This is a genomic window from Mycetocola spongiae (assembly GCF_020424085.1).
GTDB classification, from domain to species: Bacteria; Actinomycetota; Actinomycetes; order Actinomycetales; family Microbacteriaceae; genus Mycetocola; species Mycetocola spongiae.
Window position 1 is genome coordinate 397,165 of the sequence record NZ_CP080203.1, and the last position, 24,073, is coordinate 421,237.

The window sequence follows — 24,073 nt, forward strand, 5'->3', positions numbered from 1 at the left end:
TACCCGCTAGCGCGCGGGAATGCCGAGCCCGCGACTCTCGTTATAAAAAACAGTATTCGTGAATTAAGGGGATCAAAATGACCGTATTGGTGATCGGGGCCTCGGGCCTGGTGGGGGCGGCAGCCGCCGCGGAGCTTGGGCGGCACTATCGGGTGGTGGGCGCCTCGCGTGCGGGGGAGCAGCGGGTGGATCTGGACGATCCCGCGTCCATCACGGCACTCTTTGAGCGGCTTGGCCCGCTCGAGGCCGTGGTGAGTGCCGCGGGAGTGGTGCCCTTCGCCCCGGCCACCGAGCTGAACCGGGAGGATTTTCTCGCGGGACTGGGCAATAAGTTTCTGGGCCAGGTGGAGCTGGTGCGCCGCGGGCTGGAACACGTGGTGGACGGGGGTTCGTTCACGCTGATCAGCGGGATCCTCTCGGCCGAAACGATCCCGGGCAGCGCGGCGGCCGCGGCCAGCAATGCCGCCGTGGACGCCTATGTGCGCGCGGCGGCGCCGGAGCTTCCGCGCGGCATTCGGCTGAACGCGGTGAGCCCCACCGTGCTCACGGAGGCCACCGGATATCACGAGGCCTTTAGCGGTTTTGAGACCGTGGATGCCGCGGTGGTGGGGCGCGCCTATCTGCGCTCGGTCGCGGGAAACGCCACGGGACGCGTATTCACGGTGGGCTATTAGCCCCAAATCGCAATTGTTATCCGTTGGGGGTTCGGGACGGGACAGCGGCCCCCCGCGGCGGGGCGCGCTCGCGTAGCGTGGGAGTGTTACGCCGCGGTGTAGGGATCGCGGCGTAACATCCCTCCCGGGCAGTGCCGGGGCCCTAGGCGCGCGCCGAATCCTCGGGGGCGATCACCACGCCGCGCGGCAGCCGGTCGCGGCTGAAGGTGATATCGGTATAGCCGTGCGGGGTGGGCTCACCCTCCTCATTAAGATTCACAAACACGATCTTCTCGATGGTCAGGATCGACTTCCGCGTGAACATATTGCGCACCTCGGCACGCATCGTGAGCGAGGTGCGGCCAAACGCGGTGGCCCGCAGCCCCATCTCGATGATGTCTCCCTGGAGCGCGGAGCTGACAAAGTTAATCTCCGAGATCAGCTTGGTGACCACGTTAATATTGCCGAGCTGAAGAATCGCATAAATCGCCGCCTCCTCGTCGATCCAGCGCAGGAGACTGCCGCCAAAGAGCGTGCCATTTGCGTTCAGATCCTCGGGGCGCACCCATTTACGCGTGCGGAAATTAATGTCTTCGGTGCCGTGCATGATGGTGTTGCCTGCTTCCTATGCCGTGATGAAGCCGTCGTGAATCCCAGTGTACGGTCCGGCGCGAGCCACGCGGGCGCGAACCAAGTACGCTAGGGAGTGTGAAACCTACGTTGCGCGACCTCTGTGAGGCGATCGAGAACCCGTGGCCGGCCTCCGGCGCCGAGTCCTGGGACGCCTCGGGTCCCGTATCGGGAGATTTTGATGCGCCGATCGAGCGGGTGCTGCTGGCAGTGGATCCCGTGGCCGAGACCGTGGCCGAGGCGGTGGAATCCGGGGCCGATGTGCTCCTGACCCATCACCCGCTGCTGCTGCGCGGCGTCACGAGCGTGGCCGAGGACCGCTATAAGGGCAGCCTGATCGCCCGCCTGATTCGCGCCGACTGCGCCCTGATTGCCGCTCATACCAATGCCGATGTGGTGGAGGATGGCACCTCCGCCGTGCTCGCCCACGCCCTCGGCCTCCGCCAGATCACCCCGCTCACCGCGGGGGAAACCCCCACCCGCGGGATCGGCCGGGTGGGCACGCTCGCCGAGCCGCGCACCCTGGGACAGATCGCCCGCGAACTGGCCGTGATTCTCCCCGCCACCGCGAGCGGCGTGCGGGGCTCGGGGGATTATGATCGCCCGATCTCGCGCGTGGCGCTGTGCGCCGGCGCGGGGGACTCCCTGCTCTCGCATCCCGAGGTGGCCTCCGCCGATCTGTATATCACCAGCGATCTGCGCCACCATCCCGCATCCGAGTTCCGTGAGCAGGCGCTGCTGGGTTCCGGCCCGGCACTGCTGGATGTCTCGCACTGGGCCAGCGAGTGGCTCTGGCTGGATACCGCCGCCGAAAACCTTCGCCGTGCACTTCCCGGAGTCTCGTTCTCCGTGAGTGACCTGCGCACCGACCCGTGGGATTTTGTCGTCACCCAGTGACCACAACACACCCAACGCAAAATACAACATCGTGAAAGAGAAACCGTGAAATCCACCTCCGCCGCCCAGAAGAAGCTTCTCGACGCGCAGCGCATCGATAATGCCATCACCCGTGCCGTGCATCGCCGCGGAACCCTCCCGGAGATCGCGGCGCTCGCCTCGCTGACCACCGACCGCGATGCCGTGCGCGGCGGGCTCGCCCGCGACCTCGGCGTTTTTGAGGATGCCAAGACCGAGCTGGGTCGCCTGGAATCCGATGTGCAGGTGGTTGAGGCGCGCATCGCCCGGGATAACGCCCTTATCGCCCAGAGCCAGAGCCCCGTGGCCGTGGCCGGGCTGCAGTCCGAGCTGGAATCGCTCACCCTGCGCCGCGGCATCCTGGAGGATGCCCAGCTCGAGGCCATGCAGGTCGTGGAGACCGCCGAGACCGCGCTGCGCGCGAGCCAGCAGGCCGAGGCCGAGCTCAGCTCGCAGATCAACACTGTAAACGCCAGCCGCGAGGAATCGCTGGAGGTCATCGCCGAGGAGGTATCCGCGCTGGAAAACGAGCGCGCCAACCTCCTGATTGGCGCCGAGGAGCCCCTCATCGCCCTCTATGAGCGCATCCGCGCCAAGAACATCGTGGGTGCCGCCCTGTTCCGCGCCGGCACCTGCGGGGCCTGTAATATCGCGCTGACCGGCAATGAGCTTGCCCTCGTGCGCTCCGCCGAACTGGACGAGGTGCTGCAGTGCCCCGAGTGCACCGCGATCATGGTGCGCACCGAGGAATCCGGCCTCTGGTAGGTCCCGCGTGGTCTCGCGGGGTCCCCAACTCAGGCTAAACTGAACGTTGTGAATGGGTCGGCAAGACGACCGCGGCGCCGGTAACGGCGGCGAGGAACGTCCGGGCTCCGCAGAGCAGGGCGGTGGGTAACGCCCACCCGGGGTAACCCGCGAGACAGTGCAACAGAAAATAGACCGCCACGCGCCCCCGGGCGCGGGGTAAGGGTGAAAAGGTGGTGTAAGAGACCACCAGCGGCCGGGGTGACCCGGTCGGATCGGTAAACCTCGCCCGGAGCAAGATCAGACAGAAAACCATGGGGCTGCTCGTCCCGTTTTCGGGTAGATCGCTTGAGCCCGTCGGCAACGGCGGGCCTAGATAGATGGTCGTCCAGGATGAGAGATCATCCCAACAGAACCCGGCGTATCAGCCGGCCCATTCACCTCAACCGGCCTCCGCGGACTCCGGCCAGGCCACTGCGTCATAGGCTCGGGCCACCTCAACCGGCCTCCGCGGTCCCGGTCAGGTCACCGTGCCGCAGGCCCGGGTCACCTCAACCCGCCTCCGCGGTCCCCGGTCAGAGCACTGTGCCGTAGGCCCGGGTCACCTCAGCCGGTTCGCCTGAGCTGCCGTGATCCGATGGGATCGCCGTTCCGTAGGCCCGGGCACCCCGAACCGGGCGGCCTATCCAACCGGCGGCCCGGCCCGAAGCGTTCGGACCGTTGTTGAGTTTGCCTAGGCCCCCGCGGCAAATGCGGCGGCCCCGAGGATTCCCGCATTATTGCGGTGCACCGCGGGAACAATCGGCGTATCCAGCCGCAGCAGCGGCAGGAAGTGCTCGTGGCTCTTGGATACCCCGCCGCCCACGATCAGTAGATCGGGCGAGAAGAGGAATTCCAGCACCTCATAAAAACGCTGCAGGCGCGCCGCCCACTCCTCCCAGCCCAGACCCTCGCGCTCCTTCGCGGAGAAGGCCGCGCGGCTCTCGGCATCGTGGCCGTCGATCTCCAGGTGGCCCAGCTCAAAATTGGGGATGAGTACGCCGTTATAGATCGCGCCCGCGCCGATTCCCGTGCCCAGCGTGGTGACTAGGCTCAGGCCGTTGCGGCCCTTCGCCGCGCCAAACTCGGATTCGGCAAAGCCCGCGGCATCGGCATCGTTCACAAACGTGATCTCGCGGCCCAGGGCGCGGCCAAAGAGTGAGCGGGCGTCGAGCCCGATCCATTCCCGGGACACATTCGCGGCGGACATGGTGTGGCCGTCGCGGATGATCGCGGGGAACGTGACGCCGAGCGGCGCGGAATCCGCGCCGGGCCCGCCAATGCGGGACACGATTTCGGCAACCACCTCGATGATGGCATCGGGATGCCCGCCCTCGGGGGTGGCGATCTTGATTCGCTCGCTGATCAGCTCCCCGCTGTCGAGGTCCACCGAGGCACCCTTAATGCCGGTGCCGCCGATATCGATTCCAATGGCAATCCTGTGTGACGAGTGACCCATGGCGCTATTTTACCGAGGGCAGCGTGAGAATATCGGCCCCACGCTCGGTGACCACCAGGGTGTGTTCAAACTGGGCCGTGAGGCTGCGATCGCGTGTGGTCACGGTCCAGTCGTCCTCCCACAGGTCCCACTCGGTGCCGCCGAGCGTCAGCATCGGCTCGATCGTGAAGACCATGCCGGGCACCATCACATCGGAATACTGGGGAGCGGAGTCATAGTGCGGGATGATCAGGCCCGAGTGGAACGCGGCGCCCACCCCGTGCCCCGTGTAATCGCGCACCACGCCATAGCCAAAACGCTTGGCATAGGCCTCGATTGTGCGGCCAATCACGTTCACCTCGCGGCCCGGGGCCACCGCGCGAATGCCGCGGCGCAGGGCCTCCTCGGTGCGCTCCACGAGCAGCCGGGCCTCCTCGGAGACCGAGCCGATCAGCAGGGTGCGGTTGGTATCGCCGTGGAAGCCGTTCAGATAGGCGGTGATATCGATGTTGAGGATATCGCCGTCCTCAAGCACCGTGTCATCCGGGATGCCGTGGCAGATCACCTCGTTCAGCGAGCTGCACAGCGATTTGGGAAAGCCGCGATAGCCCAGGGTGGAGGGATAGGCGCCGTGCCCGATCAGGAACTCATGGGCGAGGCGATCGAGTTCATCCGTGGTCACGCCGGGCACCGCATGCTCCTCGACCAGTGCGATGGCATCGGCCGCGAGTGTGCCCGAGGCCCGGATTTTTTCCACGTCCTCGGGGCCATAAATATCGGAGCCGTTAAAGGGGGCCGGGGCCACCTTGCCCACGTATTCGGGGCGGGCGATGGTGCGGGGGACGGCGCGCTGCGCAGAAACCGAACCGGGAATGAGGTGACCGTGAGAATCCTTAGGCATAGGATCAGTTTAGGCCCACACGAAAGGACGCAGCATGGAAAAGGATCCCGCAACCCAGTACTGGTACAACATTCACACCGGCGACGTGGAAAAGGGGTATGTTTCCCCCGCCCAGGATCGCGTCGGCCCGTTTGATACTCCCGAGGAGGCCGCACGCGCCCTCGAAAAGCTGCGCGAAAACAGCGAGCGCTGGGCGCGCGAGGAGGCAGCGGAAGACTAGGTGTGTGGCGCGGGGAATTCCACCCCGCGCACCCACTACCCTAGGAGAGAACGCAAGAAAGAGGAGCCCATGGATAAGCAACGTGACTTCGTACTGCGCACCATCGAGGAGCGCGGCGTAAAATTTGTGCGCCTGTGGTTTACCGATGTTGTGGGCACGCTAAAATCCGTGGCCATCGCCCCCGCCGAGGTGGAGGGTGCGTTCACCGAGGGCCTGGGTTTTGACGGCTCCGCGATCGAGGGTATGTCGCGCCGCTATGAGTCGGATCTGCTGGCCCACCCCGATCCCTCCACGTTCCAGATTCTTCCGTGGCGCGGCGAGATTGATCCCACCGCCCGGATGTTCTGCGATATCACCACTCCCGATGGCCAGGCCGCGGGAGCCGATCCGCGCAACGTATTAAAGCGTGCGCTCGCGCAGGCCTCGGACCGCGGCTTCACGTTTTATACCCACCCGGAAATCGAGTTCTATCTGCTGAAGTCCGCGCAGATCGGCCCCGAGGGCCCGATCCCCGTGGACTCCGCCGGCTATTTTGATAATGTCCCTGGCGGCACCGCTCATGATTTCCGTCGCCGCAGCGTGCGCATGCTGGAGGACCTCGGCATCTCCGTGGAGTTCAGCCACCACGAGGCGGGCCCGGGGCAGAACGAGATCGATCTGCGCTATGCCGATGCCCTCGCCACCGCCGATAACATCATGACCTTCCGCACGGTGGTGAAGGAGGTAGCGATCGAGCAGGGGGTATATGCCACGTTTATGCCCAAGCCGATGTCGCATCAGCCGGGCTCGGGCATGCATACCCATATGTCGCTCTTCGAGGGGGATACCAACGCCTTCTATGAGGCCGGTGCGCAGTATCAGCTCTCCAAGGTGGGTCGCCAGTTTATCGCCGGCCTGCTCATGCACGCCCCCGAGATCACGGCCGTAACCAATCAGTTTGTGAACTCCTATAAGCGGCTCTGGGGTGGCGTGGCGGGCAATAATCTCTCCGAGGCCCCGAGCTATGCCTGCTGGGGTCATAACAACCGTTCCGCGCTGGTTCGGGTGCCGCTCTATAAGCCCAATAAGGGGCAGAGCGCGCGCGTGGAATACCGCGCAATCGATTCCGCGGCCAACCCCTATCTGGCCTATTCGCTGCTGCTCGCGGCGGGCCTGAAGGGTATCGAAAACGAATATGAGCTGCCGCCCGAGGCCGAGGACGATGTCTGGAGCCTGACCGATGCCGAGCGTCGCGCGCTGGGCTATGCGCCGCTCCCCGCGAGCCTGGATCACGCGATCAGCCTGATGGAGAAATCCGAGCTGGTGGCCGAGACGCTGGGTGAGCAGGTCTTTAACTACGTCCTGGCCAATAAGCGCCAGGAATGGGACGAATATCGCTCGCAGGTCACGCCCTATGAGCTGGCCAAGAATATCGAGATTCTCTAGCGGATGGCGCGCGCGACCACCGGGCTGAGCCTCCTGGCCCGGCTCGGATTTGATGAGCTCACTCCCGCGCGCGAGGCCGTCGGCCGGCTGGCCGAGTTTGGCTGGGGCATCACGCCCGAGGACCTGGCCGGCTTTGCCGGTGCCGCCGAACCCGATTTTGCGCTCCAGACGCTGCTGCGCCTGGGGGAGGATAACCCCGAGCTGCTGGCCTCGATCGGGGCCGATCCGGTGCAGCGCGATGCCGTGATTCGGGTCTTTGGGATCTCCCGCGGGCTTGCCGAGTTCCTCCTGCGCCACCCCGATTTTTTGGAGATCCTGGCCACCCCGGTCTCGGTGCTGCCCACCGCGGGGGCGCTGCGCGATACCCTGCTGGGCGCCGTGCGGGCCAGCGCCGGTTTTTCCGCGCTGGACGAGGCCGAGGCCACCCGCGCACTGCGCGTGGCATATCGCGGCGAGGTGGTGCGAATCGTGGCCTATGACACCGCGGCGCAGGATCCGCGCGAGGTGCTGGACGCCGTGGCGTCCGCGCTCTCGGATGCCGCCGCGGCCGCCCTGGAGGCCGCCCTCGCGGTGGCCCGGACGGTGGCCTCCGATCCCCGCGGCGAGCTGCCGCGCTTCCCGCGCGAGGAGGTGGCCGCAACCCGCCTCGCGGTGATCGGCATGGGGAAAGCCGGCGCCGGTGAGCTGAATTATGTGAGCGATGTGGACGTCATCTTTGTGGCCGAGGGTCAGGAGGATCTGGGGTTGGATACCGGTCGCGCCGTGGATATCGCCACGCGCCTCGCGGTGGTTCTGATGCGCGTGATCGCCGCCACCGGAGTAGAGCCTCCGCTGTGGGAGGTGGACCCCAATCTGCGGCCCGAGGGCAAGCAGGGGGCGCTTGTGCGCAGCCTCGATTCTCACCTCGCCTATTATGAGCGCTGGGCCAAGAGCTGGGAGTTCCAGGCCCTGCTGAAAAACCGGCCGCTCGCGGGGGATGCCGAGCTCGGTGCGCGCTATCACGCCGCGATCTCCCCGCTGGTATGGGCGAGTTCCTCGCGCGATAATTTTGTGGAATCCGTGCAGCTCATGCGCGAGCGCGTGACCCAGAATATCCCCGTGGCCGATCTGCACTATCAGCTGAAGCTGGGCCCCGGGGGCCTGCGCGATATCGAGTTCACGGTTCAGCTCCTGCAGCTTGTCCACGGCTCAAGCGATGCCTCGGTCCGCCAGGGGGGAACGGTGGCAGCGCTCACCGCCCTGGCCGCCGCGGGCTATATCGGCCGCGAGGAGGCTGCCGAGTTCACCGCCGATTATCGCCTCCTGCGGGTATTGGAGCATCGCCTCCAGCTGCATCAGATGCGGCGCACCCACCTCATGCCGCGCGATGAGCAGGGCCTGCGGGTGCTGGCCCGCGGCTCGACCCTCGCGGCCACCGGAACCGATCTGGTGCAGCGCTGGGAGGCCACCAAAAACACCGTGCGGATGCTGCACGAGCGGCTGTTTTATCGGCCACTGCTCTCGGCCGTGGCGGCACTCTCCCAGGAGGAGGTGCGGCTGAGCCCGGCCCAGGCCGAGGCGCGGCTCGCGGCAATTGGCTTCCGCGATCCCGCGGGAGCACTCGCCCATATCGCGGCCCTCACCACGGGCATCTCGCGCAGCGCCGCGATTCAGCGCCACCTGCTTCCCGTGCTGCTGCGCTGGCTCGCCGATGGGGCCGATCCCGATTATGGCCTGATTGCGTTCCGGAGGCTGAGCGAGTCCCTGGGCAATACCCACTGGTTCCTGCGCATGGTGCGCGATTCCTCGGGCGTGGCCGAACGCCTGACCCGGGTGCTCAGTGGTTCGCGCTTTATTGGCGAACTGCTCGGGCGGATCCCGGAGGCGGCGGCCTGGCTGGAATCCGATGAGCTGTTGCGCGGACGCGGAACCGCCGCGCTCGGCGAGGAGGTGCAGGCAGTCCTGCGTCGTCACGCGCGCGCCGAGGATGCCGCCACCGCGATCCTGCGCATCCGCCGCCGCGAGGTGCTGCGCCTCGCGATGGCCTCGGTGCTCGGCATCAGCGATGTCCGCGAGATCGCCGCGGGCCTGAGCGCGATCACCGAGGTGAGTATCGGCGGCCTGCTCGCCGCCGTGCGCGCCCAGCCCGGGCTGGGCACCGCGGAGCTGGAATTTGGTGTGATTGGCATGGGCCGACTCGGGGGCGCCGAACTGGGCTTTGGCTCGGACGCGGATATCCTCTACGTCTACCGGCCGGGCACGCTGGCCCCCGCGGAGGCCGCGCGCGCCGCCGCCCGGATCGCGGCGGAGGTAAAACGCCTCGCGGTGGACCCGCGCCTCCCGCTGGATCTTGACCTGGACCTGCGCCCCGAGGGACGCAATGGCCCGGTTGTGCGCACCCTGGATTCCTATCGCGCCTATTATGCGCGCTGGTCGCTCACCTGGGAGGCCCAGGCGCTGCTGCGCGCCCGCCCGATCGCCGGGGATCTGGCGCTGTGTGAGGACTTCGCCGATCTCGCCAATCAGACCCGCTATCCGGCCGGCATCGACCGAGCGGCGCTGCGCGAGGTGCGCCGGATTAAGGCCCGCGTGGAGGGTGAACGGCTCCCCAAGGGTGCCGATCCCACCCGGCATGTGAAGCTGGGTCGCGGCTCGCTCAGCGATGTGGAGTGGCTGGTGCAGGTACTGCAGCTGGAACACGGACACGCGCTTCCAGCACTGCGCACCACGAGCACCCTGGACGCCCTCCTGGCCGCGCGCGATCACGGCTTTATGGACTCCGAGGACGAGGAGGTGCTCCGCGAGGCGTGGATCCTGTCCTCGCGTGTGCGCTCCGCGATGACGCTGTGGCTAAACCGCACCACCGATGTGCTGCCCGTGGACCGCGGCCAGTTGGAGGGCATCGCGCGCATCCTGGAATATCCCGCGGGATCGGCCACTGAGCTGGAACAGGACTATCTGCGCACCACCCGCCGCGCCCGCGCCGTATTTGAGCGCCTGTTTTATGACGCCCCGGGCGAGGCCTAGCCCGGGGGTGCGTATTCCCCGCCGCTCCGGGCCTGCCCGGCCGCGGATTCACCCCGCTGCGCGGCCCCGTCGGCGCGGCGCGCCCCGCGATAATGGGAGAATGGAGCCATGTCCGGTACCGCAGAAACCTCCAGCCCGAGCCTGAACGAGCGCATCACCCGGCTCCACGATTCCCGGGCCTCGGCCGATGAGGTATTTAGCGAGTTTGAGGACTGGGCCACGGCCACGGGCCTGCGCCTCTATCCGGCGCAGGAGGAGGCCCTGATGGAGCTGGTCTCCGGGTCAAACGTGATCCTGTCCACGCCCACCGGCACCGGCAAATCCCTCGTGGCAATGGGCGCGCATTTTGCGGCGCTGGCGGCGGGGGAGCGCACGTATTACACAGCGCCGATTAAGGCGCTTGTGAGCGAGAAGTTTTTTGCGCTGGTTGCCGCGTTTGGTGCCGAGAACGTGGGCATGGTCACCGGCGACTCCTCGGTGAACGCCGATGCGCCCATCATCTGCTGTACCGCCGAGATCCTCGCCAATGAGGCGCTGCGCTATGGCGAGGAGGCCGATATCGGCCAGGTGGTCATGGATGAGTTCCACTATTACGGCGATCGTGATCGCGGCTGGGCCTGGCAGGTGCCGCTGCTCACGATGCCGCATACCCAGTTCCTGCTGATGTCAGCGACCCTCGGTGATGTCACCGAACTCTCCGCCGATCTCAGCCGGCGCACGGGTCGCGAGACCGCCGAGGTCACCGGCACCGAACGCCCGGTTCCCCTGAGCTACCACTACGTGCAGACCCCCGTGCAGGAAACCATCGAGGAGCTCCTGCACACCAATCGCGCGCCCGTCTATGTGGTGCATTTTGCGCAGGCCGCCGCCGCCGAGCGGGCCCAGGCCCTCACCAGCGTTAAAATTGTCACCCGCGAGCAGCGCGATGAGATTGCCGAGGCCATCGGCGAGTTTAAATTCACCACTGGCTTCGGAAAAACCCTGTCCCGGCTGGTGCGCGCGGGAATTGGGGTGCACCATGCGGGCATGCTGCCGCGCTATCGCCGGCTCGTGGAGCAGCTCGCCCAGCGCGGGCTGCTGCGCGTCATCTGCGGCACCGATACGCTCGGCGTGGGCATTAACGTGCCGATCCGCACGGTCCTGCTCTCGGGGCTGACCAAATACGATGGCGTGAAGATGCGGCAGCTGAACGCGCGCGAGTTCCATCAGATCGCGGGCCGCGCGGGCCGCGCCGGCTATGACACCGCGGGAGATGTGGTGTTGGAGGCCCCCGAGCACGAGATTGAAAACCTCAAGCTCATCCAGAAGGCCGGGGACGACCCCAAAAAGAAGCGCAAGATCATCCGTAAAAAGGCCCCGCAGGGCTTTGTCTCCTGGGGCGAGGCCAGCTTCGAACGCATCATCGAGGCGCGCCCCGAGACCCTCACCAGCCATATGACGATCACGCACTCGATGATCCTCAACGTGGTGGCCCATGGCCGCGATGCCTTTGCGCGCGTGCGCGCCCTGATCTTTGATAATCACGAGCCGCGCGAGCGCCAATACGAACTGGCCCGGCGCGCCCTCGCCATCTATCGCACGCTGCGCGCCGCCGGCATTATCGAGCAGTATCAGGACGAGGACGGCGTGACCCAGTTCCGCCTGACCGTGGACCTGCAGGCCAATTTTGCGCTGAACCAGCCGCTGTCCCCGTTTGCGATTGCCGCGCTGGAGCTCCTGGACGCCGAGGCTCCCACCCACGCCCTGGACGTGATCTCCGTGATCGAATCCACGCTGGAGGACCCGCGCCCGATCATCAACGCCCAGCAGTTCCTGGCCCGCGGCGAGGCCGTGAACTCGATGAAGGCCGAGGGCATCGAATACGACGAGCGGATGGAGCTGCTGGAGCAGGTCACCCATCCCAAGCCCCTTGAGGAACTGCTCTCGGCGGCCTTTGAACTCTATGCCACCGAGCGGCCGTGGGCGCGCGATTTTGAGCTGCGCCCGAAGTCCGTGGTGCGCGATCTCTATGAGCGCGCGATGACGTTCACCGAATACGTGGGCTTTTATAAAATTGCGCGCTCCGAGGGCCTGGTGCTGCGCTATCTCTCCGATGCCTATCGCGCGATCAGCCAGAGCGTCCCGGATGAATCCAAGAGCGAGGAGCTGCGGGATATCATCGAGTGGCTCGGCGAGCTGGTGCGCCAGGTGGACTCCAGCCTGCTCGACGAGTGGGAGGAACTTGCGCATCCGGACCCCGAGAAGCATGCCGAACAGGCGGCGGCCCTGCCGCCCGCACCGCGCAATATCCTCTCCAATCCGCGGGCGTTCCTGGTGTTGATCCGCAACGAGATGTTCCGCCGGGTGCAGCTCGCTGCCCGCGATCGCTATCAGGAGCTGGGCGAGCTGGATGCCAAATCCGGCTTTGACGCCGATGCCTGGGGCGAGGCCATGGACGCCTATTATGAGGACTATCCGAGCCTGGGCTTTGGCCCCTCGGCGCGCGGACCGCAGCTGCTCACGGTGGATCAGTCTCCCGCCGAGGAGGAGGGCATCTGGCGTGTGCGGCAGATTTTTGAGGACCCCGAGGGTGATGGCGACTGGGGGATCTCCGCGGAGGTGGATCTTGCGGAGTCGGTGGAGGCCGGCGAGGCCGTGATCCGGGTGACCGCGGTGGGCCCGCTCACCGGGGCATAGGCCACGGGCGGAGATAAAAGACCCCCGGGTCGCGGGCAGCTGGCCGCGACCCGGGGGTCTATGCGTGGTGATATTTAGTGGGCGGATACCGGCTGATCGCTCGGTTCCTCGGCGGGACGCAGCATGGCCTGATAGGAGTGCTGCATCTTATCAATCACGGCGAGGGCGATCGCGGAGACGATAAACGCGAGGTGGATCAGCACCTGCCACATGATCGCATCCCAGGTCACGCCGAGACCCTTGCCATCGGTAGAGAGCTTGCCGATCTCGATAAACGTCTTCAGCAGGTGAATCGAGGAGATGCTGATGATGGCCACGGCCAGCTTGAGCTTGAGCATATTGGCGTTGACATGCGAGAGCCAGTCGGGCTCATCATGATGCCCGTCCAGGCGCATCCGCGAGACAAAGATCTCATAACCGCCGATGATCACCATGATCAGCAGGTTCGCGATCATCACCACATCGATGAGCCCCAGCACGCTGAGCATGATGGCATTGGAATCCAGCGCCGTGGGATGCTCCACGATATGCGTGATCATATGCCAGAGCTCCACCATGAATACCCAGACATATAGGGCCTGGGCCACGATCAGTCCCAGATAGAGCGGGGCCTGGATCCAGCGGCTCGCGAAGATCATATACGCCATGGTGCGGGACGCGGGACCCGGGCCGCGCTGGCCGCGCGGAATATACGGGGTGGGGGTAGGGGGCGGCGAAGCGCTCACTCGATCTCCTTTGGGGCGGGCTCGACGGTCGAAACCCACACCCCTTTATTTTATGGTGATTCCGCGGAGCCCGAGGAACGGGCCCGGGTCGCACACCCCGGGCGGCGTGACGGCGTATTGCACGATCCTCCCGGACTCGGAGCTACCTGCCAGGGGGCGATCCTAGCCTGGTGCCGTTCATGACCCATCGTGGGGCGAGGGAGGCCCGAAATGAAAAAGAGGCTCGTGGCGGCGGCGGTTATTCTTGCGCTGGGTATTGGGGCGGGAGGCGCCCCGGCGCTCGCCCAACCGGGGGCGGACAGCGACGCGGTCGAAGAGGCGCTGGCCGGGGCGCAGCACGGATCGGTGGGTATCGAACAAAAACTGCGTGTGCCGGATACCGCGCAGCCGGATACCGCCCTCCCCGTGTTTGTTCAGTTTCGGGGGCCGGGGGCGTTTGAGGCCGCGCGGGGCACACGGGATGCCCGCGCCCAGACCCGCCGGCTAAAAACCAATATTGAGGCCGCGGCCCGCGATGTCTCCCGGGCCGCGGGCACCCGGCCGCTATTTATCACCACCAATACCGTGCCCGGAGTGGCGCTACTGGCCACCCCCGACACCCTGCAGGGCCTGGCTGCGCGCGAGGACGTGAAAAAGATCACCCCGATTATGCCCAAGCATGTGCCGGAAAACGCCGGTTCCGATCTTGATACCGGAGTGCTGGATACCTGGGTTCACACCCATGCCACCGGCGCCGGAATAAAAATTGCGGTGATCGATACCGGGCTCGACTATACCCACGCCGATTTTGGCGGCCCCGGCACGGCCGAGGCCTATGCGCGGGCGCAGAGTGCCACCGAGCCGCCCGCGGGGCTCTTTGATCCGCGCAAATTTGCCGGCGGTTATGACCTCGCGGGAGATTCCTATAACCCCGATCCGGAGAGCCCCGGCTATCAGCCCATCCCCGAACCCGATAATAATCCGCTGGACTGCGCGGCGGCCGGGCACGGCACCCATGTGGCGGGCACCGCCGCGGGCTATGGCATTGCTGCCGATGGCACGGCCCTCAATGCGGAGACCGATTATGGCGGCCTGAGTGCGGAGGATGTCTCCACCATGGCGATCGGGCCCGGGTCGGCCCCGGGTGCCACGCTCCTGAGCCTGCGGGTTTTTGGCTGCGCGGGCTCCACCAACCTGGTATTGCAGGCGCTGGATCGGGTGCTTGATCCCAATGGTGACGGCAATTTTGACGATCGTGCGGATATCGTGAATCTCTCGCTGGGCAGCGATTATTCACCCGCGGACGATCCGGAAAACGACGTGATTAATAAGCTCCTGGAGCTCGGGGTGCTGCCGGTGATCGCGGCGGGCAACGCCGGGGATCGCTACGATGTGGGCGGCTCGCCCGGCAACGCCGTGGGCTCCCTGAGCGTGGCCAATGCCTACGGGTCCACCGTGCTCCGCGATCGGATCGACGTCCTCGCGCCGAAGGTGAGCACCGAGTTTGGTCAGTATTCCGCGGCGTTTAACTATGATGAGGCGCCCGCCTCCGTGCTGCGCAATACGGTGGTTGCCGGGCCCGAGGGGGCCAATGCCGAGGGCTGCGCGGCGTTTTCGGCGGCGGACGCCGAGCGTGTGCGCGGACACTGGGTCTGGCTGCACTGGGAGGAAAACGACGCCATACGCGCCTGCGGCTCCACCGCCCGGTTTGAGCGCGCCGCCGAGGCCGGGGCCACCGGTGTGGTCCTGGACTCGGGGCGGGATCTCTTCTCGGCGGGAATCGCCGGGAGCGCGGCCATCCCCGGGGTGCAGCTCACGCGCGAGGCCTCCGAACACCTGCGTCCCCTGCTGGGGTCGCTGGAGTTGGCGCTTGCGCCCGATTATCGCGGGGCCGGCCGCTCGCCCTCCGGGGCCGCCAATACGCTGGCCCCCAGCTCCTCGCGCGGCGTACACGGCTCGTTTGGGGTGGTGAAGCCCGATGTGGCCGCGCCCGGCTCCCTGATCGGTTCGGCGCGGGCCGGGGGCGGAAAGGCCGCGGCCGTGATGAGTGGCACCTCGATGGCGTCCCCGCATGTGGCGGGGATCGCCGCGCTGATAGCCGAACGTGCGGGACTGCGTGGTGCCGACCTGAAAACCGCGGTGATTAATACCGCCGGCACCGATATCACCCGCGGGGACACCCCCTATGCGCCGGGCCGGGTGGGCACCGGACGCGTGGACGCGCTGGCCGCCACCCGCGCGGTCGCGGGCGCGGCGGCCACGGCCGATCCCGCGGCCACCACGGTGGAGTTTGGCGTGCTTGAGGTGGGGGAGGGAGGCCTCACCGAGGAGCGGCTGATCACGATCAAAAATCGCGATAGCCGCACCCACGAATATCGGGTGTCCTATCGCGCGGCCGCCGCGGTTCCCGGGGTTGAGGTGAGTGTACCCGAATCGGTGCGGGTTGCCGCGGGTGCCGAGGCCACGGTGCCGGTGCGGCTGAGAATCGCCGATCCCGCGGCGCTGAGAAAAACGGCCGATCCCACCCTGGATCGCACCCAGGCCGGTCACGCCCGCCAGTTTTTGGCCGAGGAATCGGGGCGCGTGATCCTGCGGGCGGAGGGGCAACCCGAGCTGCGGGTGGCCGTGCACGCGGCACCCAAGCCCGTCTCCGCGCTGACGGGTGGGGCCGTGAGCTTTGCCGCGGGTGCCGAGAGTGCCGTGCTTGCCACCTCCGGGCGCGCGCTTGCGCAGGGGGAACCCGGAGTGGACGGCTATCACTCCCTGGTCGCGCCATTTCTGCTGGGCGAGGAGAGCCCCCGGATACCCGATCTCTCCCTGGCCGAGGGGGGAGCGGATAGCCCCTCGGTGCGGGCCCTGGACCTGCGGGCGGTGGGGGTGTCCTCGACCCTCCCTGCGCTGGCCGCTGCCGGAGGCGACCCCGCGGATGCCGATACCGCCTTCGGGATCGCCACGTGGGGCAACTGGGCGGCCCTGACACCCGCCGCGAATATCCGGATACTCATCGATACCAACCAAGATGGCGTGGATGACTTTGCGCTGCACCTGGGATTCAGCGAGGCATCGGGGCTGGATCTTCCCCTCGCGGTGCTGTCTCGGCTCGGCGCGGATGGCGCGGGCACCGTGCTGGATGCCCGGCCCGTCAACCTGGTGGAGGGCAATATCGACGGCAATACGCTGGATAATAATGTGGCCATCTTGGCCGCGCGGGCAGGCCTGCTGGGGTTGGATGCCGCGTCGCTGGGAAGCGTGAACTATCGCGTGGAGACCGAATCGGCGCTCTGGGCGCCCGCGGGCCAGCCCGCCGCGGTGGACCGCAGCTCCACGCTGTCCTTTTCCCCGGCCAGCCCGGCGTTATGGTTTGAGCGCGCGGAGGGCCCCGCGGCCGCCCGGCCGGGCCCGCTGTTCCTGGATGCCCCGGGCTCCGACCTGCGGGTGCACCGGGTGGTGGTCGATACCGGGGAGGAGACACTGCCGCGGATTTTGCTTCTGCACCTGCATAATGCCTCGGGTGCCGACGCCGGGGGAGACCCGGCGGCCCCGGCACGCGTGCAGGTGGTCCCGGTCTCCGGGTCCGGTTCTTCCGCGGGCCCGGGTACGCCTCCGCCGGGAACGCCTCCCGGCACCGATACCGGTGGCGGTAGTGGTGGCGAGGGTGAGGGTGCCGGGCCAGCCGAGGGACGGGACCGCACCGGCGGGACACTCGCCCGCTCGGGACTGAACGAGCAGATCGTGGCGGGCATGACGCTTCTGGCGGTGCTGGCGTTGACCGGCGGCGCGATTCTGGTTTTGGGTAGCGGCAGGCGCGAGCCCCGTACCGGTCGGCGATCGGCCTAGCCGGCACCCCCGAACGCAAAATACCCCCGGCCGTGGCCGGGGGTACTTCGCGTTTTGAGACTAAACGCCGTAGTACATTTCGAACTCATACGGGTGGACGCGCACGTTCAGCGGCTCCAGCTCGTATTCGCGCTTATAGGAGATCCAGGTGTCGATGAGCTCCTGGGTGAACACGCCGCCCTCCAGCAGGAAGTCGTGGTCGGCCTCCAGGGCCGCGAGTGCCTCGTTGAGCGATGCGGGCACAACCTGCAGGCCCTCGGCCTCCTCGGGGGGCAGCTCGTAGAGGTCCTTATCGATCGGGTCGTGCGGCTCGATGCGGTTCTTGATGCCGTCCAGGCCGGCCATGAGCTGCGCGGCGAACGCGAGATAGGGGTTGGAGCTGGCATCGGGGGCGCGGAACTCGATGCGCTTGGCCTTCGGGTTGGTGCCGGTGATCGGGATACGCACGGCGGCCGAGCGGTTTCCGGCCGAGTACACCAGGGTCACGGGGGCCTCATAGCCGGGCACGAGGCGGCGGTAGGAGTTCACGGTGGGGTTGGTGAATGCGAGCACGGCGGGGGCGTGCTTCAGCAGGCCACCGATATACCAGCGGGCGGTATCGCTCAGGCCGGCATAGCCGTTCTCGTCGTAGAACAGCGGCTCGCCGTTCTTCCACAGCGACTGGTGGGTGTGCATACCCGAACCGGCCTCGCCATAAACGGGCTTGGGCATAAACGTGGCGGTCTTGCCCCACTGGTCGGCGGTGTTTTTGACGATGTACTTAAAGAGCAGGAGATCGTCGGCCGAGTGCACCATGGTATCAAAGCGGTAGTTGATCTCGGCCTGGCCGGGGGCTCCCACCTCGTGGTGCGAGCGCTCCAGGATGAGGCCGGCTTCGGCAAGCTTAAGGCAGATGTCATCGCGCAGATCGGCCTGCTTATCGGTGGGGCTCACGGGGAAATAGCCGCTGTTGTGGCGGGTCTTATTGGCGAGGTTTCCGCCCTCCTCCTTGCGGCCGGTGTTCCAGCTGGCCTCAACCGAGTCCACGGCATAGAAGCTGCCCTCGGGCTTATTTTCGTAGCGCACGTCGTCAAAGACATAAAACTCGGCCTCGGGGGCGAAAAACGCGGTATCGGCGATGCCGGTGGAGGCGAGGTAATCCTCGGCCTTGCGGGCCACCTGGCGGGGGTCCTTCGAATAACGCTCGCCGTTACGCGGGTTGAAGATATCGAAGATCATGACCAGGGTGCGCTGGATGCGGAAGGGGTCGATATACGCGGTGGTGACATCGGGGATGAGCTGCATATCGGACTCGTGGATATTGGCAAATCCGCGAATCGAGGAGCCGTCGAAGAGCTGGCCAACGGCAAAGAACTCTTCATCCACGGAGGCTGCGGGGACGTTGAAGTGCTGCTGGACACCGGGCAGATCGGTGAAACGAACATCAACGAACTTAACGTCGGTGTCCTTAATAAAGGCGAGCACCTCGGCAGAATCACTAAACATGTACTTAGGCTCCAAATAATTGGTACTGAGTGGGATGTAGAGGGTTGGTCATCCACTACCGAGAGTAGGCAACCGGCGTTTCTCGGCGGTGTCGCCCGTGTTTCGGGCATGTTACGAGTGTAACGGCCGTAGACTACAGGGGTGTCTCAGGAGAAAAAACCCACAACATTTGGTGACCTTGCCCCCAGTAAATACCCGGGTGAGCGCCTTGGCCTCCCCAAAGAGGGGCACCGCAGCATGGCCCGGGCGGGTCGTCGCTTCGCGGCGCTCTGCATCGACTGGGCACTAGCGTGGGGGATAGCGACGCTTATTTCCCAGCCGCTCGGGGACTTTACCCCCATCGTGATCTTCGCGGTTTTGCAGATCCTGTTGATCCCCACGATCGGTGGTGGGATCGGCCATCGACTGCTGGGAATGCGGGTGCTGCCGCTGGGCGCCGGGCATATCGGCTTCTGGAAGCCCATCGTGCGCACCGTCCTGCTGGTGCTGGTGGTTCCGGCGCTGGTCTGGGACTCGGATCAGCGCGGCTTCCACGATAAGATCGCCGGCACGGCGCTCATTCGCTCCTAAATAAAACGCCGCGGCCGGTGAGGAAATCCTCACCGGCCGCGGCGTTTTGTTAATGGCGTTAGCGTGCGCGCTGCGGGCGAACCTTGAAGGGGTCAACACCCTTGGGGATCGGCAGGCTGTTGCCGAGCGAGGACAGGCGGTTGCTCACGGCAAGAACCTCGGGCTTGGTGAGGTTCTTCTTGACCTTGCGGAGGGTCTTGGGGAGACGGTGCAGCGGCACCGAGTCCTCATCCGGACCCACATAGAACGTGGTGATCGGGACGTTGGGAAGGATGCGGGCGACCTTGCGGCGCTCATCGTCCAGCAGGCGCTTGGTGCGCGACTGCGGACCCTCGGCCACGAGGGCTACGCCGCCGCGACCGACGGCGCGGTATACGGCGTCCTGGGTGCGCGGGTTAACGTGCACGGGCATTTCCTCGCCGCGCCAGCCGCGGGGCAGGGAACTGCGGAAGATGGCACCGACGGCGCCGGGCTGCCCCTCGATCTGCGAGTAGGCGGCGCGCTCGGCGCGGCGGCCGAGGATGATCATGGCGCCGAGGATACCGGCGAAGAAGCCGGCGATGATCCACATGACGGTGCCAAATACGTTACCGCTGCTCAGCCACAGGGCGAGCGCAAGACCCAAAACCAGGCCGCCCACGAGGGACAGGGCCATGTACCAGACCACGCTTGAGTCATGCTTGCGGGTCATCTGGAAGACCTGCCACATTTGCTTAAAGCGGCCGGGTTCCTTATTGGCCTTCTTCAGGGCCTTCTTCTGAGCCTTTTCGGCCTTATCCATACGTGCCATGACACCAAGGATACCGGCAATCGGTCTCCGCCGAGTACCGCTATCCACCGATTTTCGCGGAGGGCTGGTTTTCCACAAATTATGGAGGGCCGCGGCCGCCGCAGGGGGGATCGGATTTACTGGGTAAATGAGACGAGAACGCGGCGGCCCGGGTGTCCTGGGCGAGAGAAATAGGGATCCGGAGGGTGCCGTTTGGGTCCGGAGCCCGGGTGCCTTTTCCGTGTCAAGCGGAGAGGGGGCCGGCGAGGGTGAGGGGGAGCGCGGCGGAGGTTATGGAGGTCGTGGCGGTGACAGGGGCAGTGGCGGTGAGAGAGGCAGTGGATGCGACCGAGGCAGTGGATGCGCCAGGGGTATGGGTAGTGGCGTGAGCTGTGGCGGCGGGGCAGCGGCCATGAGCGGTGGGGGCGCCCGGGCGTGCGCCGGAACGGCGTCGGATCTGTCCGAGCCGGGTCTTTGCGAAACGGCTGTTTCCGAACCTGGTCATTCCGAACCTGGTCATTCCGAACCAGGTCATTCCGAACCAGGTCATTCCGAACCCGGTCATTCCGAACCAGGTCATTCCGAACCAGGTCTTTTTGAACCGGGTCTTTCCAGGGTGTTCCCTGCCGACGCGGAGCGCGCCGCCGTGGCGGCTCGTTATGCGCCGGGCCCGGGCCTGCCCCTGGCCGAGGCCCTGCGCGTCCTCGCCGATCACCCGCGCGGGGTGGTCCTCAATCTGCTCCTCCCCGTGCCCGGGCTCCTGGCCCGGCGTGCGGACGCCGCCCATTCCTTGCGGCGGTTGGGCGGCCCCGTGGTCTCCGGGAGCTTTCCTCCGGGCGAGGCCGAGGGCCTCCCCGCCGCGGCTTCACAAGAGTCCTCCCCGCCTGCCCGCTGGCGTCGGGGCGGCCTGCCCGGGCGAGGCCCGGGCAGCGGGCGGCGGGGGTGCGGCGCGAGGGCCACCCTGGGGTGGCGGGGCCGGCTATCTGCGGGCAATACACCCGTTGAGGAGGGGGTATGGGGTGAGCGGTGTCGTCCAAAACGCGGGAGGCCGTCGTCCCCGTGGGCGCCCCTGCCGCCGGGGCCTCCTCCGGGAAAGTGGGAGCCCGGGCGAACGCGGGCATCCGGGTACATGCGGGTGGCGGGGTACATATGTGATGCAGGGCCCACGCGGGAGGCTGGGTCCACATGGGAGGTGGGGGAGCGGCACGGCGACCCTCGCGCCGATGGCTCGGCGGCGGAGGTGGGGACACGGGCGTCGGGGCGGGGAGACAAGCGTGGGGCGGTCGTGGCCGTGGCCGCAGCGCCCGAGTGGCCGCGGCCGGTATCCTTAGCCGATCTGAGTGTTGATGGTCGTGGTCGCGCGCGGTTGAGGGCGGGGTTTTTCCCGTGTCCCGCCGATCCCCTGTGTGGTTTTGCCGATCTGGTGCGGGAAATCGCGCAATTACGCTCGGATCCCGAACTCGGGGCCTGCGCGGAGGAACTCAACGAGGCGCGGGTGGCCTTACCCCGAGGCGATACAGTCGCCGTCGCCGGTGACGGTGCAGGTGCAAATGCACGTTCCGGTGGATGTGCGGGTGGAGATGGTGATGGCGATGGAGGATCCAGTACCTGTGGAGGCGCCAGTGCCAGTGCCCGTGCCCGTGCCAGTGCAGGTGGAGGGGCCCGTGCCGGTGGCGATGGAGGTGGAGATGCAAGTACAGGTACATGTGCTGGTGCTGGTGCTGGTGGAGGCGCCGGTGGAGATGCCGTGCAGATAACCAAGGAGGCGATGGCAGGGGGCAGCCCGCCCGGCGGCACGGCGCGGGCTCCATTGGACGATACTGCCGGGGGCGCGCGCGGCGCGGGGGCTCGACCCCTGCGGTCGTGGGTCGCGCTCGGCGGCGGGGAAGAACGCGAGGAGGGGCCGAGGCCGCGGGTGGCGCTCCGGCGCGGGGTACTGGAGCGGCACTACGCCCGCGCGCGGGTGGGTACGGCGACGGGTGTGGGGGTGCCCGGTCCGCAGCCGGCGGAATCGCGGTGCCTGAACACGGCGGTCCCGGAAGGAGCGCCTGGCGCCGCGGAGGATTCCGCACCCCCTGCCCCGGTTTGGGCTGGTGTGGGCGCCCCGCCCGGATGCCCCGCGGGAGCGTTCAGTCCGGTGGCATGCGCACCGCCCGCGGGAGACTCCCGATCCCGACCGCAGCGGCGGCCACGGCGCACGCACATGCCGGCGGAACCGGCCTCCGAAGGCCCTCCCGATCCGCGAGACCGCACGGCGCCGCGGTGTATCGAATCCGCGCCCGGCACCCGCGGCGGTGCACGGCGCGGGCACGACACGCCCGCGCCTCGCGCGCGCGGCGGTGAGCGGTGCGGGCGGGACACGTCCGTTCCCCTCGGGGCTCCAGAATCGCCCCGGCCCGCGCCCACCCGAGGCTGCGCGCGCTGCGAGACCCGGGGTCCGCCCGCCGCGGCGGACGCGTGGAACCGGGCCCGACTCGTCGAGCATCGGCTGCGCGCCCTCGGCCCGCCGCTGCCCGTATTGCTTCCGGCCGCGCTCCTCGCGCCGCAGGATGCGCCCCCGGAAACGCCGAAGGCCGGCACCCTCCCGCGAGGGAAAGGTACCGGCCCTGGACGATGGCTCGTATGGCTTAGAGGCCGAGCGAACCCTCGAAGTTCCCGGCCTCAAGGCGAGCCTTGATGGTGGTGAGGAACTTGGCGGCATCCGCGCCGTCCACGATGCGGTGATCATAGGACAGGGCCAGGAAGACCATCGAGCGGATAGCAATCGAGTCCACGCCGCCATTGGAGATCACGGCGGGCTTCTTCGCGACGATTCCGGTACCCAGGATGGCGCTCTGGGGCAGGAATACCAGCGGGGTGTCAAACAGCGCGCCACGCGAACCGGTGTTGGTCAGCGTGAACGTGCCGCCCGACAGCTCATCCGGGGTGAGCTTATTATCGCGGGTACGCGCAGCCAGATCGGCGATCTCGGTGGCGAGGTCGGCAATGGACAGCTCGCCCGCGTCGCGCACGACGGGGGTCAGCAGGCCACGCTCGGTCTCCACGGCAATCGAGATGTTCTCGGTGGCCGGGTACACGATGTCGGTGCCATCAACGGTGGCGTTGATGATCGGCACCTGACGCAGGGCCTCGGCCGCGGCCAGGGCGAAGAACGGCAGGAACGACAGCTTGGTGCCGGTCTTCTCCAGGAACTCGGCCTTGACCTTATCGCGGAAGAGGGCCACGTTGGTGACGTCAACCTCAACCATGGTGGTCAGCTGAGCGGTCTGCTGCATCGAGGCCACGGCACGCTCGGCCACAACCTTACGCAGGCGGCTCATCTTGGCGGTGGTGCCACGCAGCGGCGAAATCTCCACGGGTGCGGCGGCCGCGGGGGCCGATGCGCCGGGGGTTGCTGCCGCGGCGGCGGCGAGAACGTCCTCCTTGCGGATGCGTCCTCCCACTCCGGTGCCCACGACGGTGTCGAGGTTTACACCCTCCTGCTGAGCCAGGCGGCGCACCAGGGGGGTGACATAGCCGGTGCCACCGGCTGCTGCGGCGGCCGGCGCGGCGGGTGCCGCTACCGGTGCGGTGGGGGCTGCTACCGGTGCGGTGGGTGCCGCCACGGGGGCGGTGGGAGCGGCGACCGGTGCGGTCGGGGCTGCCACGGGAGCCACGGGAGCAACCGGTGCCACGGGGGCGGCCGGTGCCGGTGTGGCGGGTGCCGGTGTGGCGGGTGCCGGAGCCGCGGCGGGCTCGGCGGCGGCGGGTGCCGCGGGAGCTGCTGCGCCCGCGCCGGAACCGTCACCAATCTTCACGAGAACGGCGCCAACCTCGACGGTCTCGTCCTCTTCCACGAGGATCTCCTCGATTACGCCGGCAATCGGCGAGGGGATCTCGGTGTCGACCTTATCGGTGGAGACCTCGAGCAGCGGCTCGTCTACCTCAACATGGTCGCCAACATTTTTTAGCCAACGGGTTACCGTACCCTCGGTGACGCTTTCACCGAGTGCAGGAAGGACCACGGATTCGCTCATGACCTTTTCTCCTTTTGAAACTTAATAAGTATGTGCTGTGGGGTG

At 67.0% G+C, this 24,073-nt stretch carries 17 protein-coding genes and 1 other RNA gene; 11 read left to right on the forward strand and 7 right to left on the reverse strand.

The genetic code is table 11. The annotated features are described in order from the left end of the window. Positions 1–77: 77 nt before the first annotated feature. Positions 78–674 carry a short chain dehydrogenase gene (locus KXZ72_RS01955; protein WP_226082063.1) on the forward strand — a complete coding sequence of 199 codons (597 nt, stop codon included), beginning with the start codon at positions 78–80 and terminating at the stop codon, positions 672–674. 142 nt (positions 675–816) lie between these two features. Here the strand turns inward: KXZ72_RS01955 and KXZ72_RS01960 are convergent, their stop codons facing one another. Next, the gene (locus tag KXZ72_RS01960) at positions 817–1,260 is read right to left on the reverse strand and encodes an acyl-CoA thioesterase (protein WP_226082064.1); all 444 of its coding nucleotides are present in this window, start codon (positions 1,258–1,260) and stop codon (positions 817–819) included. 101 nt (positions 1,261–1,361) lie between these two features. Here KXZ72_RS01960 and KXZ72_RS01965 point away from each other — a divergent pair, with 101 nt between their 5' ends. The 3 genes from KXZ72_RS01965 to rnpB all read left to right on the forward strand — a co-directional run bounded on the left by KXZ72_RS01965 (position 1,362) and on the right by rnpB (position 3,382). Then, entirely contained in the window at positions 1,362–2,180 is an 819-nt protein-coding gene (locus tag KXZ72_RS01965; RefSeq protein WP_226082065.1) for a Nif3-like dinuclear metal center hexameric protein, read from the forward strand. A gap of 45 nt (positions 2,181–2,225) precedes the next feature. Continuing rightward, entirely contained in the window at positions 2,226–2,963 is a 738-nt protein-coding gene (locus tag KXZ72_RS01970) for a zinc ribbon domain-containing protein (RefSeq protein ID WP_226082066.1), read from the forward strand. Positions 2,964–3,016: 53 nt separating this feature from the next. Next, an RNA gene (gene rnpB / locus KXZ72_RS01975) (RNase P RNA component class A) lies at positions 3,017–3,382 on the forward strand. Between the two features lie 293 nt (positions 3,383–3,675). On the opposite strand, the gene ppgK is transcribed toward rnpB, so the two are convergent. Next, positions 3,676–4,440, reverse strand: coding sequence for a polyphosphate--glucose phosphotransferase (ppgK, locus tag KXZ72_RS01980; RefSeq protein ID WP_226082067.1), 765 nt, complete (start codon positions 4,438–4,440; stop codon positions 3,676–3,678). A gap of 4 nt (positions 4,441–4,444) precedes the next feature. Continuing rightward, entirely contained in the window at positions 4,445–5,320 is an 876-nt protein-coding gene (gene map, locus KXZ72_RS01985; protein ID WP_226082068.1) for a type I methionyl aminopeptidase, read from the reverse strand. A 34-nt stretch (positions 5,321–5,354) separates the two neighbouring features. On the opposite strand from map, the gene KXZ72_RS01990 reads away from it, so the two are divergent. The 4 genes from KXZ72_RS01990 to KXZ72_RS02005 all read left to right on the forward strand — a co-directional run bounded on the left by KXZ72_RS01990 (position 5,355) and on the right by KXZ72_RS02005 (position 12,647). Further along, a complete protein-coding gene (locus tag KXZ72_RS01990) occupies positions 5,355–5,540 on the forward strand; it encodes an SPOR domain-containing protein (RefSeq protein ID WP_226082069.1) in 186 nt (61 codons plus the stop codon). Between the two features lie 69 nt (positions 5,541–5,609). Next, positions 5,610–6,965: a glutamine synthetase family protein gene (locus KXZ72_RS01995; protein WP_226082070.1), complete on the forward strand. Its 1,356-nt coding sequence runs from the start codon at positions 5,610–5,612 to the stop codon at positions 6,963–6,965. Between the two features lie 3 nt (positions 6,966–6,968). After that, positions 6,969–9,971: a bifunctional [glutamine synthetase] adenylyltransferase/[glutamine synthetase]-adenylyl-L-tyrosine phosphorylase gene (locus KXZ72_RS02000; RefSeq protein ID WP_226082071.1), complete on the forward strand. Its 3,003-nt coding sequence runs from the start codon at positions 6,969–6,971 to the stop codon at positions 9,969–9,971. A 108-nt stretch (positions 9,972–10,079) separates the two neighbouring features. Further along, a complete protein-coding gene (locus tag KXZ72_RS02005) occupies positions 10,080–12,647 on the forward strand; it encodes a DEAD/DEAH box helicase (RefSeq protein WP_226082072.1) in 2,568 nt (855 codons plus the stop codon). A gap of 74 nt (positions 12,648–12,721) precedes the next feature. Here KXZ72_RS02005 and KXZ72_RS02010 read toward each other — a convergent pair whose 3' ends face one another. Continuing rightward, complete coding sequence (locus tag KXZ72_RS02010) at positions 12,722–13,372, reverse strand: TIGR00645 family protein (protein ID WP_226082073.1); 651 nt, start codon at positions 13,370–13,372, stop codon at positions 12,722–12,724. 210 nt (positions 13,373–13,582) lie between these two features. Here KXZ72_RS02010 and KXZ72_RS02015 point away from each other — a divergent pair, with 210 nt between their 5' ends. After that, on the forward strand, positions 13,583–17,188 hold the full coding sequence (locus KXZ72_RS02015; protein ID WP_226082074.1) for a S8 family serine peptidase: 3,606 nt from the start codon (positions 13,583–13,585) through the stop codon (positions 17,186–17,188). 60 nt (positions 17,189–17,248) lie between these two features. Here the strand turns inward: KXZ72_RS02015 and glnA are convergent, their stop codons facing one another. After that, a complete protein-coding gene (gene glnA / locus KXZ72_RS02020) occupies positions 17,249–18,673 on the reverse strand; it encodes a type I glutamate--ammonia ligase (RefSeq protein WP_226082075.1) in 1,425 nt (474 codons plus the stop codon). Positions 18,674–18,814: 141 nt separating this feature from the next. Between glnA and KXZ72_RS02025 the strand changes: the two genes are divergently transcribed. Further along, a complete protein-coding gene (locus KXZ72_RS02025) occupies positions 18,815–19,243 on the forward strand; it encodes an RDD family protein (protein ID WP_226082076.1) in 429 nt (142 codons plus the stop codon). 58 nt (positions 19,244–19,301) lie between these two features. Here the strand turns inward: KXZ72_RS02025 and KXZ72_RS02030 are convergent, their stop codons facing one another. Continuing rightward, the gene (locus tag KXZ72_RS02030; RefSeq protein WP_226082077.1) at positions 19,302–20,033 is read right to left on the reverse strand and encodes a DUF4191 domain-containing protein; all 732 of its coding nucleotides are present in this window, start codon (positions 20,031–20,033) and stop codon (positions 19,302–19,304) included. Between the two features lie 1,511 nt (positions 20,034–21,544). Here KXZ72_RS02030 and KXZ72_RS02035 point away from each other — a divergent pair. Continuing rightward, a complete protein-coding gene (locus KXZ72_RS02035) occupies positions 21,545–21,769 on the forward strand; it encodes a hypothetical protein (protein WP_226082078.1) in 225 nt (74 codons plus the stop codon). Positions 21,770–22,639: 870 nt separating this feature from the next. Here the strand turns inward: KXZ72_RS02035 and KXZ72_RS02040 are convergent. Next, on the reverse strand, positions 22,640–24,028 hold the full coding sequence (locus KXZ72_RS02040) for a 2-oxo acid dehydrogenase subunit E2 (RefSeq protein WP_226082079.1): 1,389 nt from the start codon (positions 24,026–24,028) through the stop codon (positions 22,640–22,642). Between the last annotated feature and the right edge of the window lie 45 nt (positions 24,029–24,073).

Excerpts from the sequence above, each read along its gene's own strand:
- KXZ72_RS01955 (WP_226082063.1), top strand. The coding sequence starts at position 78 with ATGACCGTATTGGTGATCGGGGCCTCGGGCCTGGTGGGGGCGGCAGCC.
- KXZ72_RS01960 (WP_226082064.1), bottom strand. The coding sequence starts at position 1,260 with ATGCACGGCACCGAAGACATTAATTTCCGCACGCGTAAATGGGTGCGC.
- ppgK (WP_226082067.1), bottom strand. The coding sequence starts at position 4,440 with ATGGGTCACTCGTCACACAGGATTGCCATTGGAATCGATATCGGCGGC.
- map (WP_226082068.1), bottom strand. The coding sequence starts at position 5,320 with ATGCCTAAGGATTCTCACGGTCACCTCATTCCCGGTTCGGTTTCTGCG.
- KXZ72_RS01990 (WP_226082069.1), top strand. The coding sequence starts at position 5,355 with ATGGAAAAGGATCCCGCAACCCAGTACTGGTACAACATTCACACCGGC.
- KXZ72_RS01995 (WP_226082070.1), top strand. The coding sequence starts at position 5,610 with ATGGATAAGCAACGTGACTTCGTACTGCGCACCATCGAGGAGCGCGGC.
- KXZ72_RS02000 (WP_226082071.1), top strand. The coding sequence starts at position 6,969 with ATGGCGCGCGCGACCACCGGGCTGAGCCTCCTGGCCCGGCTCGGATTT.
- KXZ72_RS02005 (WP_226082072.1), top strand. The coding sequence starts at position 10,080 with ATGTCCGGTACCGCAGAAACCTCCAGCCCGAGCCTGAACGAGCGCATC.
- KXZ72_RS02015 (WP_226082074.1), top strand. The coding sequence starts at position 13,583 with ATGAAAAAGAGGCTCGTGGCGGCGGCGGTTATTCTTGCGCTGGGTATT.
- glnA (WP_226082075.1), bottom strand. The coding sequence starts at position 18,673 with ATGTTTAGTGATTCTGCCGAGGTGCTCGCCTTTATTAAGGACACCGAC.
- KXZ72_RS02030 (WP_226082077.1), bottom strand. The coding sequence starts at position 20,033 with ATGGCACGTATGGATAAGGCCGAAAAGGCTCAGAAGAAGGCCCTGAAG.
- KXZ72_RS02040 (WP_226082079.1), bottom strand. The coding sequence starts at position 24,028 with ATGAGCGAATCCGTGGTCCTTCCTGCACTCGGTGAAAGCGTCACCGAG.